18 protein-coding genes and 1 tRNA gene are annotated in these 17180 nt (G+C 48.2%); 9 read left to right on the top strand and 10 right to left on the bottom strand.

The window, feature by feature from the left end; all coding sequences use genetic code 11:
* Window positions 1-24: 24 nt before the first annotated feature.
* A complete protein-coding gene (locus A1s21148_RS01135) occupies window positions 25-369 on the bottom strand; it encodes a S26 family signal peptidase (RefSeq protein ID WP_095670667.1) in 345 nt (114 codons plus the stop codon).
* A gap of 67 nt (window positions 370-436) precedes the next feature.
* Between A1s21148_RS01135 and sodN the strand changes: the two genes are divergently transcribed.
* Window positions 437-835: a superoxide dismutase, Ni gene (gene sodN, locus A1s21148_RS01130; RefSeq protein ID WP_095670666.1), complete on the top strand. Its 399-nt coding sequence runs from the start codon at window positions 437-439 to the stop codon at window positions 833-835.
* Between the two features lie 10 nt (window positions 836-845).
* Here sodN and A1s21148_RS01125 read toward each other — a convergent pair whose 3' ends face one another.
* From A1s21148_RS01125 to A1s21148_RS01110, 4 genes are read right to left on the bottom strand one after another with little or no spacing between them, the layout of a single operon-like run.
* Window positions 846-1262, bottom strand: coding sequence for a thioesterase family protein (locus tag A1s21148_RS01125; protein WP_095670665.1), 417 nt, complete (start codon window positions 1260-1262; stop codon window positions 846-848).
* A gap of 10 nt (window positions 1263-1272) precedes the next feature.
* Window positions 1273-1671, bottom strand: coding sequence for an anti-sigma factor family protein (locus tag A1s21148_RS01120; protein ID WP_095670664.1), 399 nt, complete (start codon window positions 1669-1671; stop codon window positions 1273-1275).
* Entirely contained in the window at window positions 1668-2294 is a 627-nt protein-coding gene (locus A1s21148_RS01115; protein ID WP_095670663.1) for a sigma-70 family RNA polymerase sigma factor, read from the bottom strand. Before A1s21148_RS01115 ends, A1s21148_RS01120 begins: the two co-directional genes overlap by 4 nt.
* A gap of 60 nt (window positions 2295-2354) precedes the next feature.
* On the bottom strand, window positions 2355-3095 hold the full coding sequence (locus A1s21148_RS01110; protein WP_095670662.1) for an SOS response-associated peptidase: 741 nt from the start codon (window positions 3093-3095) through the stop codon (window positions 2355-2357).
* 23 nt (window positions 3096-3118) lie between these two features.
* Between A1s21148_RS01110 and aroA the strand changes: the two genes are divergently transcribed.
* Genes aroA through A1s21148_RS01090 form a run of 4 tightly spaced genes read left to right on the top strand, consistent with a single transcriptional unit; the run spans window position 3119 to window position 8561 of the window.
* Complete coding sequence (gene aroA / locus A1s21148_RS01105; RefSeq protein ID WP_095670661.1) at window positions 3119-4399, top strand: 3-phosphoshikimate 1-carboxyvinyltransferase; 1281 nt, start codon at window positions 3119-3121, stop codon at window positions 4397-4399.
* Entirely contained in the window at window positions 4396-5427 is a 1032-nt protein-coding gene (gene rsgA / locus A1s21148_RS01100) for a ribosome small subunit-dependent GTPase A (protein WP_095670660.1), read from the top strand. Before aroA ends, rsgA begins: the two co-directional genes overlap by 4 nt.
* Before the next feature lie 4 nt (window positions 5428-5431).
* On the top strand, window positions 5432-6232 hold the full coding sequence (locus tag A1s21148_RS01095) for an inositol monophosphatase family protein (protein ID WP_095670659.1): 801 nt from the start codon (window positions 5432-5434) through the stop codon (window positions 6230-6232).
* Window positions 6222-8561, top strand: a complete 2340-nt coding sequence (locus tag A1s21148_RS01090; RefSeq protein ID WP_095670658.1) for a heavy metal translocating P-type ATPase — start codon at window positions 6222-6224, stop codon at window positions 8559-8561. Before A1s21148_RS01095 ends, A1s21148_RS01090 begins: the two co-directional genes overlap by 11 nt.
* Before the next feature lie 5 nt (window positions 8562-8566).
* On the opposite strand, the gene A1s21148_RS01085 is transcribed toward A1s21148_RS01090, so the two are convergent.
* From A1s21148_RS01085 to A1s21148_RS01065, 5 genes are all read right to left on the bottom strand, one after another.
* Window positions 8567-9172, bottom strand: coding sequence for a DUF4389 domain-containing protein (locus tag A1s21148_RS01085; RefSeq protein ID WP_095670657.1), 606 nt, complete (start codon window positions 9170-9172; stop codon window positions 8567-8569).
* Window positions 9173-9204: 32 nt separating this feature from the next.
* Window positions 9205-9278, bottom strand: a tRNA-Met gene (locus A1s21148_RS01080).
* Window positions 9279-9356: 78 nt separating this feature from the next.
* Window positions 9357-12167 (bottom strand): UPF0182 family membrane protein, encoded by a 2811-nt coding sequence (locus A1s21148_RS01075; RefSeq protein WP_095670656.1) that lies wholly within the window; start codon window positions 12165-12167, stop codon window positions 9357-9359.
* Complete coding sequence (locus tag A1s21148_RS01070) at window positions 12164-12976, bottom strand: S16 family serine protease (protein WP_095670655.1); 813 nt, start codon at window positions 12974-12976, stop codon at window positions 12164-12166. Before A1s21148_RS01070 ends, A1s21148_RS01075 begins: the two co-directional genes overlap by 4 nt.
* Window positions 12977-12981: 5 nt before the next feature.
* Window positions 12982-13248 (bottom strand): hypothetical protein, encoded by a 267-nt coding sequence (locus tag A1s21148_RS01065; protein ID WP_095670654.1) that lies wholly within the window; start codon window positions 13246-13248, stop codon window positions 12982-12984.
* Between the two features lie 91 nt (window positions 13249-13339).
* On the opposite strand from A1s21148_RS01065, the gene A1s21148_RS01060 reads away from it, so the two are divergent.
* The 4 genes from A1s21148_RS01060 (at window position 13340) to A1s21148_RS01045 (ending at window position 17117) form a co-directional block, all read left to right on the top strand.
* Complete coding sequence (locus A1s21148_RS01060) at window positions 13340-14710, top strand: zinc-dependent metalloprotease (RefSeq protein ID WP_095670653.1); 1371 nt, start codon at window positions 13340-13342, stop codon at window positions 14708-14710.
* A gap of 281 nt (window positions 14711-14991) precedes the next feature.
* Window positions 14992-15585: a M48 metallopeptidase family protein gene (locus A1s21148_RS01055; RefSeq protein ID WP_095670652.1), complete on the top strand. Its 594-nt coding sequence runs from the start codon at window positions 14992-14994 to the stop codon at window positions 15583-15585.
* Window positions 15586-15670: 85 nt separating this feature from the next.
* Complete coding sequence (locus A1s21148_RS07490) at window positions 15671-15835, top strand: DUF5679 domain-containing protein (RefSeq protein WP_095671782.1); 165 nt, start codon at window positions 15671-15673, stop codon at window positions 15833-15835.
* Window positions 15836-15995: 160 nt separating this feature from the next.
* On the top strand, window positions 15996-17117 hold the full coding sequence (locus A1s21148_RS01045; RefSeq protein ID WP_095670651.1) for a hypothetical protein: 1122 nt from the start codon (window positions 15996-15998) through the stop codon (window positions 17115-17117).
* Window positions 17118-17180: the final 63 nt, after the last annotated feature.

The following is a 17180-nucleotide window of genomic DNA, read 5'->3' as shown; positions in this document are numbered from 1 at the left end:
TTAACCTCATTTTTATGCAGGAATCTAGTGACGCTTAATCCGCGTAATAACCTTTCCAACAATTTCAGCCTCGCTTAAGAAACCCCATTTGCGAGAATCACTTCCAGCTTCGTTATCGGACAATACGTAGTAACTCTTCTTGCCCTTTCTCTCTCCTGAGTTATCAATAGAAATTTCTGCGATCCGCTTTACATAGAAGATGCCAGGCTGGGTTTCGCGCTCTACGACAACGACATCGCCGAGGCGCAGAAACAGGTATTTTTTGCCTAAGAAGCCGTAGTGAACAAGTAGCCAATCCAGAGGGTTATAGGTCGGCTGCATTGAGGTGCCATCGACGATCACACGGCCGAAGATGCCAAAGAAGCCCATGGGCGGTAGTCTCACACATACAGGTTTTGAAATAAAGATAAGAAATATAAAGATAAAGGGAGAGAAAATGAAGAAGTTCTTCACACCAAAGGTAACTGTCCACGCACACTGCGATCTGCCATGTGGAGTTTACGATCCAGCACAGGCAAAGATCGAAGCGCTCTCAGTTAAGGCATGCATGGAAAAGTATGCAGCTAACCCAGATGCAGATTTCCGCTCACGTTCAGTTGCGATTAAAGAAGAGCGTTCACATCAAGTTAAAGAGCACCTCTGGGTTCTCTGGACTGATTACTTTAAGGCGCCACACTTTGAGGCATACCCACAACTTCACTCACTCTTTAACGAGGCGACAAAGTTGGCTGGAGCTGCCGGCACAAAGGGAACTCAGGACATTGCAGTTGCAGATAAGTTGATCGCAAAGATCGATGAAATTGCTGAGATCTTCTGGGCCACTAAAAAAGCCTAATAAGAATTGCTTAATTCTCTGAAGATTTAATTAAAGATTGCGCGGCGGTGCGGGCGAGGAAAGATACTCGCTCCACCGCCGTTCTTTCTATTATGGCAAAAGCGATATGGCGCTCACCTTCGTAAATATCGCATTCAAAGATCATCGAGCGCCCATCCATCTCGGTACAGCGCGCGGCTCCGCGAATTTCAGAGCCAATTCCAACTGAATCAATTACCGAGATATCAAATTTATCAACGATCGTTGTCTCACCAGTTTCTAAATACTCGCTCAGCGCTGCAACGCATGCGCTCTCCATCACGCTCATTAAATGGCCCGGCGCAAGAATTGGTAGATCAGAGATTCCCATTGCTAGACAGGTATCACCGGGGCGAACGGTCATTACCGAGAAACCGACTGCTCCGATTACCTCATCTGCTGGGCGCATAAATAGTTAATTACTTCTCGTCGTCTATGAAGTGCTGAACATGAGTTTGTTCAATCTGAATTTCGCGATGTTCTACGTTACCGAACTCATCGATTTCAATTGAAATTTCGGTCATGCTGTATTGCGTTACGACTTCAGTAACGCCAGTACCACTTGCTTGGCGGAGAAGCTCTTCGTGGATGCTGCGATGCAAATCTTCCGGGGCCTTCTCATCGCAAGAACGACGCAGCACATCCTGCAAGAGGGTATGCATTGCTTGCTCGTGCTCAACTTCTGCGCGACAAGCAGCGCAAGTATTTAGGTGAGATTCAATCGCTTGTGGGTTATGGGTCTCTTCAACAACGCCTTCGATGATAAAGACAACGGAGGAGAGAACCTCAATACATGGAATCTCTTCGAGATGGCTCATGCCTTCTCCCCCTTTCCGCTCTTATTTGCCGGCTTGGCATCGGTGGAGTAACCAAGTTCTTTTGCATAGTCGGCTAATTTTTCGCGCAGTAACTTACGTCCGCGGTGCAGACGTGACATCACAGTGCCGGCAGGAACATCGACGATATCTGCGATCTCTTTGTAGGAAAAACCCTCAACATCAGCCAAGTAAACGGCGATGCGAAATTCTTCGGGGATGTCTTGCAGCGCGCGTTTGATATCGCTATCTGGCAAATTCTCTAGCGCTTCTACTTCTGCAGATTTTCCGAGATCGCTCGTATGTGATTGCGCCTCAGCTAACTGCCAATCTTCGAGTTCCCCAGCTGCAAGTTGTGGGCGGCGTTGATCTTTACGATAAGAGTTAATAAATGTGGTTGTTAAAACGCGATAGAGCCAGGCACGTAAGTTAGTGCCTTCTTCAAATTGGTGGAATGAGTTAAAGGCTTTTAGATAAGTATCTTGAACTAAATCGCGCGCATCTTCGGGGTTCTTTGTATAACGAAGCGCTGCTGCATATAACTGGTCCATAAACACAATGGCATCGCGCTCGAACCGAGTATTGCGATCGGAAGCGCTCTCTAGGACTAGATCTTTAGATGCCATCTCTTACACACTATCCCAAAGTCGTAGAAATCGCTCTTTATGCCCGCTTAACGCCGAACCTTAAAAGAGCGTCTGCGCCTCTCCCAGTTCGATCTCAGCAATTAATTCGGGGCCGTTATTTGCCACCAGATTTACCTGCGATGAAACCGGTCTAGTTACCAACCCAGCGGCTGGATCTGGGTTCTGCATTAACGCAATTAAATCTTCGATCTCACGATTCTTTGGATCTAACCAATCGCTCCACTTATTGCGCTCCATAAAGACTGGCATCCGGCTATGGATAGTTGCTAACTCGCCAACTGCTTCGCGAGTAATAATCGCGGCAGATTGAATCTCTTCGCCTTTCTCATTCTTCCAAGTGCTCCAGATTCCAGCGATCGAAAGTGATTTTTTGGGTTCTGCAGAAGTTATGTAGAAAGGTTGTTTTGGTGGGTACTGACCTAAAGATGTCGCCCATTCGTAATAACCGGTTGCTGGAATTAAACATCGTGTTGTGCGAAAGGCTTGGCGAAATGTTGGCTTCTCATGAATTGATTCGCTACGCGCATTAATTGCATGTGATTGCGAGGCGCGCGCTTCGGCAAAGTTCTTCTGCCACGGCGCGATAATTCCCCATGATGCACTATCCAATATTCTCTCTAAAGAATTGGTGTTTCCTGGCGTATCGCGAATTATGTAAATCTCATTGGTCGGTGCGATATTCCAATTTAACGGCAGAGATGCATCAAGGGTTGATCCATCGAGGTTAAATTCCCCGATGATCTCGTCCATCTCCTGCGCTCTGGCATAACGACCGCACATAGGTAGAGAGTAGACTGTTGCTTATGCTCTGGCCCGCTCCATTTCGTGGAGATAAGAAAGTCAGCGCGCGAGTAGTAATCCCGGGATCAAAATCGGTGACTAACCGCGCGCTAATTCTCGCTGCGCAGGCGAAGAGCCCCTCACTTTTAAAGCGCCCACTTATCTCACGCGATACCGAGTTAATGGTGGCCGGGCTTCGCGCGATGGGTATATCCATAAAAGAAACCGATTGGGCATGGGAGATAACTCCTGCGCCACTTCGCGGTCCCGCCAAGGTAGATGTTGGAAATGCCGGAACCGTTATGCGCTTCTTGCCGCCACTTTCTGCGCTGGCACATGGCGATATCTCATTTGATGGAGATCCCCGTTCTTACGAGCGCCCGCTTGGCCCAGTTATTGCAGCGCTAGAAGATCTCGGAATCGAAATCGAACACGGTGGTCGTTATAGCTTGCCGATGGTTGTTAAGAGCAAAGGCGAAATTCCTGGCGGTGCGTTAACGATTGATGCCAGCGCATCAAGTCAATTCTTATCCGCTCTTCTGTTAATTGCGCCAAGTACGCGTGATGGAATTGTTGCAACACATAAAGGTGGACCGCTTCCATCAATGCCACATATCGATATGACTGTTCAGATGCTCCGCGATTTCGGTGCACAGGTAAGCGTTGATAAATCGGCCAATAGTTGGAGCGTTTCTGCAGGAGCGCTGCAAGGCCAAGATTTAGTAATCGAACCAGATCTTTCAAATGCTGCGCCATTTCTTTCTATCGCAATGGTTTGCGGTGGATCAATCACGATTGCAGATTGGCCAGAAGTAACAACTCAGCCTGGTGATCAGCTGCGCGAGATTTTGACCGCCATGGGCGCAACTATTTCGCGCGGAAAAGATGGCTTAACGATTACCGGTGGAGAAAGCATCCACGGAATCGATATCGATCTGCACGATGTTGGCGAGCTAACTCCTGCTATTGCAGCTCTCGCAGCGCTTGCGGATTCACCTTCGCATCTACGCGGTATCGGGCACCTACGTCTTCACGAAACCGATCGTTTAGCCGCTCTTACCCGCGAAGTTAACTCACTTGGTGGCAACGTCGTTGAAGATGAAACTTCACTCCATATAACTCCGCACGGCGCAATGGGTAAAGGTTTACATGGCGGCACATTCCACACTTACGAAGATCACCGACTAGCAACAGCTGGCGCAGTTATTGGATTAGTGGTTCCTGGCGTTGAAATTGAAAACGTTGCTACAACCCGTAAGACCTTGCCCGATTTTCCAGGGCTTTGGCAGAGTTTGGTCTTATGACACCGCGCGAATTTGATGAATCAGATGCGCGGATTCGCCCTGCGCGGCGCACCCGCCCAAGAAGTAAAGATCGCCCCGCTCACGCTGATGCAATTCAAGCTTTAGTTACAACTGTAGATCGCGGTCGCACAACTTGTATTACAGATGGTGGCGTCATTGTCACCGCGATGAAGGCGCGCGAAATGGGTCCCAAATCAGTTGTCGTTGGTGATTTGGTAAATCTTGTTGGAGATGTTTCGGGAACCGAAGGAACTCTGGCACGAATAGTTTCAATCGCACCTCGCCGCAATAGTTTGAGCAGAACCGTTGATGATGCCGCCAAGATGGAGCGCACTATCGTTTCCAATATTGATCAGTTGGTAATTGTCGTTGCCGCGGCAAATCCAGAACCTCGCCGTGGACTAATTGATCGCTTCTTGGTCTGCGCCTTCCACGAGAACATTAAACCTATTTTGCTTGTTACCAAGACTGATGTTGCAGCTGTCCCAGATTTCTTGCATGAATATGAAACTCTTGGGGTAGAGATTGCTACTGCCGCGATTAAATCTGAAACCCGCGAAAGAGATTTGGCTAATTTATTTTCACTACTGAATGGCAAGACTTCGGTCTTAGTTGGCCACTCTGGCGTTGGTAAATCAACTTTAATTAACGCACTTGTGCCGCACGCTGATCGCGTTACTGGAGATGTAAACGATGTAACCGGACGCGGTCGCCACACCTCATCAAGTGCAATTGCGCTGCCGTTATCTCCCGATCTATCTCCTTCACAAGGCTGGATTATCGATACTCCGGGAATCCGCGCCTTTGGGCTGGCTCACCTTGATTCCAATCGGATCGTCGCTGCATTTAACGATCTCTATGAGGTCACACAAACCTGCATGCCAAATTGTTCACACCATGAAATCGGCTGTCGCTTAAATGAATGGGCTAACCCAGATGGCGTTGTAAACGCTGAGCGAAGCGCACGAGTTGCAAGTCTGAGATCACTTTTAGAGCTTAAAGATTCAAACCCGCCCGCGATAGACTGACAACATGTCCTTTTCGCGCGGCAATGATTTAGCGCTGGCTATTCGCCTGGCAGATGCAGCAGATTCAATTACCTTAGCGCGCTACCAATCTATTGATTTAGTTGTTACAACTAAGCCAGATAACACACCTGTCACAGATGCCGATAAGGCAACTGAAGAAGCTTTGCGCGCGCTACTTAAGAACCACCGCCCAGATGATGGAATCGTTGGTGAAGAATTTGGAAATGATGCAGGTAGTGCAGAGCGTTACTGGGTTATTGATCCAATTGATGGCACCAAGAATTTTTTGCGTGGAGTTCCAACATGGGCTACTTTGATCGGTTTAATTGAAAAGCAGAGCGATGGCCGCGAAGTTGTGGTCGTTGGCGTAGTTAGCGCTCCTGCACTATTTCGTCGTTGGCATGCCAGCGAAGGCCACGGCGCATTTGTTTCGGTAAATAAAGCAGCCCCACAACGCATCAGCGTTTCGCAGGTAAGCGAAGTTAAAGATGCCTCAATTTCTTACTCTGACTTTATTGGTTGGGGCGAAAGACTCGCGCCCTTCCAAGAGTTAATGTCATCTGCTTGGCGCACCCGCGGTATCGGAGATTTCTGGTCACATATGTTGGTTGCCGAAGGTGCGGTAGACGTTGCAATAGAACCATCTCTGGCGTTGTGGGATATGGCCGCGCTCGACATTATTGTGCGCGAAGCAGGCGGAAGATTTACCAATGTAGCCGGCGTCGATGGCAGCCTCGGTGGAAGTGGGCTTTCTACAAACTCTGCGATTCATCAGAAGATTGTGGACAAATTAAATGGGAACTGAAGATATTAAGATCGAACTTTCTCGCCCAGCCAGTGTGGAGCCAGAAAAGCCAGGTAAAACAATTGATTTAAGCAAGAGTTCGCTCACAACTCGAACGTTTTCGGTTTCGGGCATGACTTGTTCTTCATGCGTGAACACTGTTGAGAAATCACTTAACGCGATGAGCGGGGTCAGCGCCAGCGTTAACTTTGCAACTGAAACTGTTCATATCTTGGCACCTGCTGAAGTAAAGACTGCAGATTTGATTAAGAAGATTAAGGGTTCTGGATACGGTGCAGTTTTGGTTGAAGATGGTGCCGGCCCTGCGCTACATAGCAAAAAGTCTGGAATTGCGCTCTTCTTCGCAATTATCTTCGCAGTGCCTGCGATCTTGGTTTCCATGGTCGAACAATGGCGCGAGACAATTGATACCGAGATTCTCCTAACTCTCGATTACTTCAATATCTTGCCGCCGCTGTATTCACCAACTGCTTGGCTGGCAATCGGTCTAACTACGCCGCTGATTTTGCTAGTTGCCTTGCCGATTCACCGCGCGGCGATCCGTAATTTCTTTCACCCAACAATGGATTCACTTATCTCGCTCGGTTCATTTAGCGCATTCGGTTGGTCGATATATTCAAATGCAACAGGACAGGGTGATGTCTATACCGAAGTCGCTGCCGGAGTTTTGTTATTTGTGATTCTCGGTCGCCATCTTGAATCACGCGCCAAGCGTCGTGCTAGTAGCGCCCTTGCTGCGCTTCTCGCACTCGGCTCAAAAGAGGTAATTGTTCTCCGTAAAGGGCTTGAAGTAATCGTCCCAATTTCAGAGTTGCAGATCGGTGATGATTTTGTTGTAAAACCTGGTGCGCGAATTCCAACTGATGGATTAGTTATCTCAGGAATCTCAACGGTAAATAACGCGATGATGACCGGTGAATCAACTCCTGTTGAAGTTGGACCCGGATCTCGCGTTATCGGGGCATCGCTAAATAACAATGGCCGCATCATTGTGCGCGCTACCCGCATCGGAAGCGATACCGAGCTAGCGCGCATCACTTCAATGGTCGTTCAAGCCCAAGGAAATAAGGCGCCAATTCAGCGCTTAGCCGATCGAATTTCCGCAATCTTTGTTCCCGTTGTTACAACGCTAGCGATTGGAACCTTCTTCGCTTGGTATTACCTAGGTAACGGTGGCGAAGGAAGTTCACTCGCTGGTTCAATTCAAATTGCGATCACCGTCTTAGTTATCGCCTGCCCATGCGCACTTGGTTTAGCAACTCCAGTTGCTTTACTTGTTGCATCAGGTCGCGGCGCGGCTCGCGGAATCGTGTTGCGTCAGCCACGTGCATTGGAACTGGCACGCAAGGTAGATGTTGTTGTTCTTGATAAGACAGGAACGCTCACAACTGGCGTCATGAAGGTGCATGAGACAACTATTCCAACCAGCGCTCACAAAGTTCTAGGCGCTACCTATGCTGAATTTTTAAATGAGAAGACAATTCTTTCGACTGCGTTATCGCTTGAACTAGCCAATGACCATCCGATCGCACAAGCAATCGCATCTCACGCGCTTGCCAATGGCGCAGTGCGTAAAGATGTTATCGAATTTACCCAGACACCTGGCGCCGGCGTTGCCGGCAGAGTTTTGATCGGTGCAATCTCTCCAGTGGTTTTAATCGGAACACCAAAGGCAATCGCCCATAGCGCAACAACTTTTGATCCTGGAATTGAAGCTGCAATTGCCCGCGGCGAAGAATCTGGCCACAGCGTTTCAGTACTTGCCTGGGATGGCGTTGCAATCGCAGTCTTTGCAACTGGTGATCAGGTTAAAGCAGATGCCGCTGCAACTATCAGCGCACTTATTGATAAGGGAATTACCCCTTGGTTAATAACTGGAGATAACGAGGAGAGCGCTGGCGCAATTGCGCGCGCTGTAGGAATTAAGGGCGAGCATGTAATTGCCCGCGCGCTACCTGAGGAGAAACTTGATCGAATCAACGCTCTAAAGTCAGCCGGCCAGACTGTTTTGATGATCGGTGATGGCATTAACGATGCGGCAGCACTTGCGGCAGCAGATTTAAGTATGGCGATGGGAACTGGTACAGATTCTGCGATCTCATCTGCAGATATAACTTTAATGCGCCCTGAGTTAATGAGCGTTGTAGATGCGCTCAATTTATCCAAGCGCACACTGAAAACAATCAAAGTTAACCTGGGATGGGCCTTCGCCTACAACGTGATTGGTATTCCAATTGCTGCAGCAGGAGCGTTAACTCCTATGTATGCAGCGGGTGCGATGGCGATTAGCTCGCTATTTGTAGTAACTAACTCTTTAACTATTAGATAGTTAGATTACTTAAGGCGAAAAGTTGGGTACTTGTCTGTAACAAGTAACAACATATAACCCTGAACGCGGTTCCAGTATGCGATTGTGCCGAGCACGATTTCACCGGCCCATTCAGGATATCTTCCAGTAATCGAAGTCTGCACCCAGGCAATGACTGTAACAACCAGAGAAATTACAAGGTAGATCGCGCCAACGATGTAATGCGGGATAGCCAAGAACCATTTAACTAAAGGCAAAACGCGATTTAACTTTTTGCCGCCTTCAACATCAGGGAAGAGAACGGCAACCTTTGAATTAGCTTCAATTGATGGGTACTTGTCATTCAAGATCAATACGTAGGCAGCCAAACGAGTTGATAGCTCAACTACCGCGTGGTTAAAGGTGAGAACGTAACTTGGATATTTTCCGCGAAATACCAGGGCTAGCAAAGTTGGCAGTGCGACTACTCCTGCAGTTCCTGCAGCCCAGCTTTCGCTCTCGCTAAAGGATGATTGCGCAAAGGTCGCTACGAAGATGATCGCTGGGAAGGCGATAATTCCGCGGAAGAAAACAGTCTTGCGGTTGCGATCTTTATGTTTGATCTTGACGAGCGTCTTTACTTGGTTACTCATAATGAGACCTCAGATTTCATTTGTACTTCTAGTAGCGGGGGCAGGATTTGAACCTACGACCTCTGGGTTATGAGCCCAGCGAGCTACCGAGCTGCTCCACCCCGCGTCGGAAGTGTCAGTCTAAAGGGTGGGCAAGTAATAGCCAAATCCGCCTAATTAATGGTTAATTAAAGCGATAAGAAAATTACTTACGTCCTTCAGCAGCGATAGCAGCGGCAAGTGCAGCTTTTAAGCGATCTTGTGCGCGACCGTAGGCAGCGAAATCACCCTTAGCGAGTGCAGCATTACCGTCGGCAAGTGCTTGTCTTGCGTTTTGCAACGCTGACTTTAGATCATCAGATGCGTTATTGGTTGTTGATGTAACTGGTGATCCGGATGAAGAAGTTCCAGAGTTACCACCAAATACTTGATCGAGTGCGCCCTTAAGTGAGCTATCGAATCCAATTACATCACCGAAAGATACGAGAACTTTCTGTAGCAATGGATATGCCGCAGTGTTTGAAGTTGCTCGCACATAGACAGGTTGTACGTAGAGAAGGCCGCCACCGACTGGCAGTGTTAACAAGTTTCCAAGTACAACATCTGATCCACCTTGGCGGAGCAAGGAGAGCGAGTTAGCAACTTCAGGTTTTGCTTCGAAGTTAGAGGCAACCTGTGATGGACCTGCCACGTTTGTGCTTCGTGGTAATTGCAGAACTGTGATCTTGCCGTAATTTGGTCCGTTATTTGAATCAACAACGGCGAATGCGGAAAGGTTTTCACGTCCACCACGTGGAACGAATGGCGTCGTTAAAGTAAATGTTGGTTTATCAGTACCTGGCATTTCTAGAGTCATGTAGTACGGAGGTTGTGCTCCAGCGTTTGCTCCGAATGTAGAAGGATCACGTGGCACGCGCCAGAAATCTTGTCCACCGTAGAACGCAGCGGCAGTTTGTACGTGATACGAGCTAAGTACATCGCGTTGTACACGGAACATATCTTCCGGATAGCGGATGTGCTCGAGAAGTTCTTTAGACATCTTGCTCTTTGGAGTAACTGTATTTGGGAAGGCCTTCATCCAGGTCTTTAGGACTGGATCCTTCTCATCCCATTGGTATAGAACAACTGTGCCGTCATAGGCGTCAACAGTGGCCTTAACCGAGTTACGGATGTAGTTAATGTTCTGATTTCGCTGCGCAGTAACTGCTCCAGAATTTGTGGTTAGAGCATCTGTAGTCGCTGCTCCAAGTGCTGTGGTCTGTGAATATGGGTAACCAGAGCTGGTTGTATATCCGTCGATGATCCACTGAATCTTGCCATCAACAATTGCTGGGTATGGATCTCCATCAATAGTTAGCCATGGCGCAACCTTGGCAACGCGATCACGTGGTGAACGGTTGTAGAGTATCTTTGATTCTGAGTTGATCAAACTTGAAAGAACGATTCGCTGTTCTTGGTATTGAATTGCAAAGAGCAATTTCTTAAAGAGGCCGCCCATTGGGACGCCGCCCTTACCTGTATATGTGTAGTTCTTCTGTCCATTTGCTGAAGCATCATCTGGATAGTCGAATTCAACAGGAGTATCGGTCTTTGGTCCACCGATGATTGAGTAATCAGGAACGTTCTCACCGAAGTAAACGCGTGGTTGGAACTTTCCAAGACCGGTTGTTGGAGGAAGATCTCCAACTAGGAAGTTTGGCTTGCCATCGGCATCAACGGTATTTCCAAATGCAGATACAAAACCGAAACCGTGGGTGTAAACCAAGTGATCGTTAATCCAGTTACGGCTTGGGTTACCTTCGATATTTAGTTCGCGAACTGCAACAACCGCATCGCGTTGCACGCCGTTAACTGTGTAACGATCGATATCGAGTGATTCTGGGAATGAGTAGTAAGGCTTGATCTGCTGTAGTTGACGGAACGTTGCAGAGAGAACGTTTGGATCCATCAAACGAATATTTGCAATTGTCGCTGCATCATTTGCTAGCTGACCTGAATTCGTTGAAACAGTTGCTTGGTAATCCTTCATCTCAACGCCGGCAATGCCGTAGGCATCGCGGGTGGCATCGATATTGCGCTGAATATAAGGGGCTTCCTTAGATGATTCAGATGGCTTTACTTGGAACTGTTGAACCGCACCTGGGTAAACGCCTGCGATAAGAACTGAAGCGCCAACCATAAGCGCGGTACCTGCTGCAGGAAGTAGCCATGATTTGCGGACGATATTTGCAAAGAAGAGAAGTGAACAGATAACTGCAATCGCTGCCAAAATTGATTTTGCCGGAAGAGTTGCATTTACATCTGTGTAGGTAAGGCCGGTGATCAATCTGCTCTCTTTAAGTGCGAGTGCAAAGCGATCGAAGTAGTAAGCAACCGCCTTCAAGAGAACGATTAAGCCAAGTAGAACTGAAAGCTGAACGCGAGCAGCAACTGTTGTGCGCTCTTGTGGAACCTGCGGACGAATTCCACCGTAGAGGTAATGCACTGCAGCACTTGCCAGAGTTGCCAAAATTAAAGTTGAGATTCCCCAGCCGATAAGTGTTTGAAAGAACGGTAGGCGGAATGCGAAGAAGGAGATATCAAGGCCGAATTGCGGATCTTGGACACCAAACTCGGTTGAGTTGCTAAAGAGCAACCATGAGCCCCAAAGATTTGAAGCACTTGTTCCACCGAAGTAGAAGAGAACTAAAACAATTCCGGCAAAGACTAGTTTGCGGATTGGATCGATCGTTGCGCGGTAGCGCTCTAGGTTGTCGGCTTCAACCGAGGTTGGAACATAAAAGGGGCGACGACGAAATGCTAGAAAAATATTTAGCGAAATAATTAAAGATGTTAGAAGACCGGCGATTACAAAGAGCGCGACCTTCGTTGTTAGGACAGTTGACCATACGCCAGTGAAGCCAACTGAGTTGAACCAGAGCCAATCAACATAGAAACCACTTAACGCAACAAGTGCGCCAGTGATAACTGCCAGAATAGTTAGGGTAATTGCTAGCGGGCTTGGCTTTTTCATCATGCTCCTAAGTTAGCGCACCCTCGCGGGTCTTCCGAATTGAACGCGGCCATAGCCTCTTTTAGGCTGCTAACCGCTGCGATTTTAATCCCAGATGGAATTGTCGCAAGATTTGGTGCAAGGTCTTTGCAATTGGCCTCTGGAACAAGGATGAGAGTTGCACCAGCCTTCTTTGCCGCCAAAATTTTCTCAGCAACTCCCCCGATACTTCCCACTTTTCCAGCGCTATCAATTGTTCCTGTCACTGCAACGCTCTTGCCCTGCAAAATGTTCTCGCTCGTAAGTAGCTCGATTATTCCGATTGCAAAGGCGAGTCCGCCACTTGGACCACCGGTCTTAGCAAGTGAAATTTCCAGATCACTTGGTTTGATAACAACTGCTGAAGATTGCGAGTAATTCGCTTTGAGATATTCCAGCGCCACCGATTTAGCAACAACCTGCGAATCAACCATCTCAGTCTTTGCAATCGCCTTCTCTGCTTCTGCACTTCGACCATCTTTATAAAATAGCGATCTCGGCATTACAGCATTTTCACTCTTCATCCAGGAGTAAATAAGTTCAACGCCAGTTACATATGCCGATGGGTTGGTGATCAAAATTGAGAGTAGATAAAGGTTTCCATCGCTGGGATAAATCTGCAGCGATGCCGGCGCCGACTTAGAAAGAGCGATCGTCTTTTCTTTAGCGCTTTGATCTAAAACATTCTGCGCATTACCAGGCATCAAAACTACAAATGGAAGGGGGGCAAGAAAGGCGGTACCGAAGAAAATGGCTAGAACAAGGGATGTGGTGCGAGGAAGTCGAACGGTCACGAGATTTAGTCGCTGGTACTTGAGCCCGCAGGTGCGCCATCGGTAGATGGGTCAGTTAATTCATCTAATTCATCAGTGTTCGCTGCAGTGTTTGTAGTTATCTCAGCGGCGCGGAAGGAGTCTTGAAAGCGTTGAAATTGGCCGACAGAGCGGGTGGTTTCAGATTCAAACTTTGATTTAAATTGGGTAACCCATACGACATAGCCAAGTGCGCCAAGCAGGCCTGCGAGCGGAATTACCCACCAGATGAGAGCCGTGAAAGCGTTGGACATGTTAGATAGCCTAGCGCCTGCGGGAAGGAATTTCGCACCCAAGGTGTTGTAGGTAAAACAAGATAGAAGTAACAGAGAATGGAGTCGGATTGTGGCCGGTTTTGGTTTTACTCCCGATGATCCCAACGATCCCGATAACTCCAATAACTCTGGAAATGAGGGCGGTACAGATTTCGAAGCGATGATGCGCCAGATGCAAGAACAGATGAAGGCGCAATTTGAACAACTTGGAATCAATCCTGCAGGGTTTGTAAATCCTTTCACTTCTCTCTTTTCGCAAGTTGGAAAAACCAATAGCGGTGCTAATGGAAAAGAAGAAGTTCTTTCAATTGCAACGGCAAGGGATACCGCTACTAAATTTGTAAAAGTGCAAGGGTTAAAACCACTAGGAACGAAAGATGTTTCGGTAGTTGAAAACGCCTTTGAAATTTCAGAGCTCTGGCTAAATGAAGCGACTGCCTTTCCGGCATCCACTCACGCACCAATTGCAGTGAGCCGAATGGATTGGGTTCTTGAAACTATGCCAGGTTGGCATAAGACCATTGAGCCGCTTGCTGCTGGTTTATCTTCAGCAATTTCCGATCTAATGGATCAAGCGATGAACGCACAGGCTGCCGATCCGGAGCAGGGCCAGCCGCCGATCGAGATGATCACTGCGATGTTGCGCTCCTTTATCGGCACCATGATCGCAACTCAACTGGGGCAGTCGATTGGCACCTTAGCCACCAGCGTTACCGGCGCCCACGACGTTGGCCTGCCGCTACTAGATCCCGCCCGCGCCATTGTTATTCCAGAAAATATTGAGAATTGGGCAGTTGATTTAGAGATCGCTAAATCTGAAGTCTTTATCTTTCACGCTCTACGCGAAGGCGCAGTAGCTCGTTTATTTGCGCATAACCCTTGGCTAGTTTCATATATTCAAAGCGCGGTTGTGGAATATGGAAAAGGTATTCATATCGATATCGATGCCATTCAACGCCAGGCGCAAGAGGCTTTTGAAGGTATGCAAGCAAATATGCCTGAAGGCGCTGGCGAAGGAGAAGCGATTTCCTTTGCTTTAGATAATGGAATTTTTACACCTGAAGAATCACCGGCGCAGAAGAGTGCGCTGTTAAAACTGGAAACTGTTTTGGCGCTAATCGATGGTTGGACTGATGAAGTCGTTTCACTTGCTGCTGGAGATCGAATTCCGAGTATCGAACAACTCCGCGAATCACATCGACGTCGTCGCGCTTCTTCATCTCCTGCGCAACAGTTATTCTCATCGATGCTTGGTCTGCAAGTTTCGCCAAAGCTAACTCGCGAGGCAAGCACTTTCTGGAAAAAGATCCGTGAAGTAAAGAGCGTTGGCGAGCGCGATCAAATCTGGAGCGGCTTTCTTCCAACAGCTGATGATTTGTTAGATCCTGAGAAGTTCCTGACAAGCACTTCTATTCCAGATGATCTCTCGGGTTTGCTCTAGTACTTCAGAATTAGTTAAGAAAAGAAAAGCGAAGTCCCCGGGCGCACATTCATATATCTGCCTTCCCCTTGCAGATATAGAACGGTTATCCGAGGACTTCGTAAGCGCAACTTATGACCAAAAGTGCCGAGAATCAAATAAATAGAGATTTGACACACCCATTAATTACCTTGTAATGAGCGTTTAACTCATCGCAAATCTCTCAACACGTACTTTAGATTTCGCGGATAGATAAGTTAAATTCGAATCGAAGGAGTACTTTTTCCATATGGAGTTTCAAAATGGCCTTTGATGACATTGCTGGCGAAGATGATCTAACCCTTCCGGGAATTTCAGAGGGTGAGATTCTCGTTATTCGTTCCGCCCGTCGCAAACGAAATATCTCGGCATATCGCCAAGGCGGTCGCATCATCGTCTCAATCCCTGCGCGGATGAGTAAGGCAGATGAACACGCGATCGTGCCCGAGATGATCGCCAAGATTCGAAGCCAAGAATCAGAACGAACTCCGAGCGAAGAACGCCTTATAGAGCGCACCCACGAACTAATGGCATCCCTAGCCCCAGAGATCACGGCACGTCCTGCATCGATCAACTGGCGGCCTATGCGCGAGCGCTGGGGCTCTTGCACCAGCGTTGACCGCACGATTCGGATCTCAGATCGACTAAAGCTCGCCCCGGATTACGCTCTCGACTATGTCCTCTTCCATGAGGCGATCCATCTGGAGCACTTTGATCATGGCCCAGCCTTTACCGAGGTCTTGGCCCGATTTGAGGACTCAGAGCTGGCCAGCGCCTATCTAGATGGGTATGAGGCGGCAGAACGCGCCCTGGCTGAGCCTGTTGAGCTAAAAAAACTCCGCACAACTAGGGGTTAGTTAAGCGTATTTGAGCGTGGACAGGGGTATCGTCATGCTTGCACGCGTGGGCGCTCAGAGCTCAGGCGGCGATTGGAGGCAAATCATGACAGCAGAGACATACAAGGGTGACGCTTACTGCGTTAAGTGCAAAGAGAAGCGTGACTTCGAAGGCACTGTGAAGATCTCAGACTCTGGTCGTCGCATGGCACAGGGCATCTGCCCAGTCTGTGGCACCAAGGTCAACAGAATTCTTGGCAAGGCTCAGTAACACAAACCCAAAAAATTAAAGATTCACCCCGTTGTTCGCCGCACGTTGGCGAGCACGGGGTGAATTTATTTTTATCCCCTGCGTAAAGATTGGCGCGCGTATCTGGCCCTGACACACAGCCTCACCGCGCCTGCTTGGCCCGAGCGCCAATCCTTCGCAGATGACAATTACCAAGAACCTAACTAATCAGAACCCAAAACTTAAAGACGGCGCTGCGTTATACCGCCAGAGCCATGTGGCCAACGGCTTTCTCATCGGAAACTCGCGCTCGCAGGTTGCGATTTATTCCAGCGATGCCCCCGCGCTTTACTCGGCGCTTAAGGCCGGCGCCAGCCGCAACGAAATCTGCGCCAACTTATCGATCTCGCATGAAAGCTTTGAAGAGTTGCTAGCAGAGCTCGCTGCGCACGAACTCTTGCAGACCGAAAACAGTGCGATTCAGATCTCGCAAAGATTTATCTCGCAGATTACAGAGCGGGCAGAGAAGTTTGGTGATCGGAGTAAAGATGCCGCCTTCTCTCAAATGAGTAATCGCATCGGCGCTGAGTTAACGCTGACTCGTTGGTTGCCAGGCGTTACCGACTCCGGTGTAAATAAAGTTAGCGCACGACAAAGTGCGCACATCGAAATCTCAGGAAACTCTCGCGCCGTTCAACATCTATATGCACAATTAATTGCAAGTGGTGTCACCGATACGCAATTTGCTCCAAATTTTCGCCGAGGCGCTGAAACAATTGGCGATCTTGATGTAACTGGTGGATATCTATCAGCTACAGATAACGGACAGATTTTCACTAAGAGCAGCACTGCCATTGCTAAAAGTCTTTCGCTCTTTCCAGCCGCTAATGAGAGCGCAGAAGAGATACCCAATAACTTCGCCGAAAACGTTATCAAGGTGCACTTTGGAGAAATTGATCCAGCAATTCATGCGCTCTGGATGGCAGCTGGGCAAGAGCATGTTTTAGTAAGCGAGATAAGTGGCGCCCGTTTAACTATTTCGCATTTAGTTAAACCAGGTTTAACGCCTTGTACCCGCTGTTTAGAGCTAACTATTAACGATCAAGGAAATTGCGAAGTTATCGAATATCCGAAAACACGTGATGAAATTCCGGTAGTTGGCGCGCATTACCTATCTGCGATTATCGCTGCGCAACTGCTCTCAATAATCGACACCGGTAGCGCCGTTTTAACGCGCGATGCGATTGCGATCGACCTAACCGATCTCTGTAATACAGAACACATCACAATTACCCGCCATCCCATGTGTGGCTGTAGCTGGTAGGGCCCTTTCCAACTGATTTCTAACATTTTCGAATAGCGCGATAACCGCTTTTTCTGAACAATA

Origin of the sequence: Candidatus Planktophila lacus (assembly GCF_002287925.1) — a bacterium.
GTDB lineage: Bacteria > Actinomycetota > Actinomycetes > Nanopelagicales > Nanopelagicaceae > Planktophila > Planktophila lacus.
This window is presented reverse-complemented; position numbering and strand designations above follow the sequence as displayed.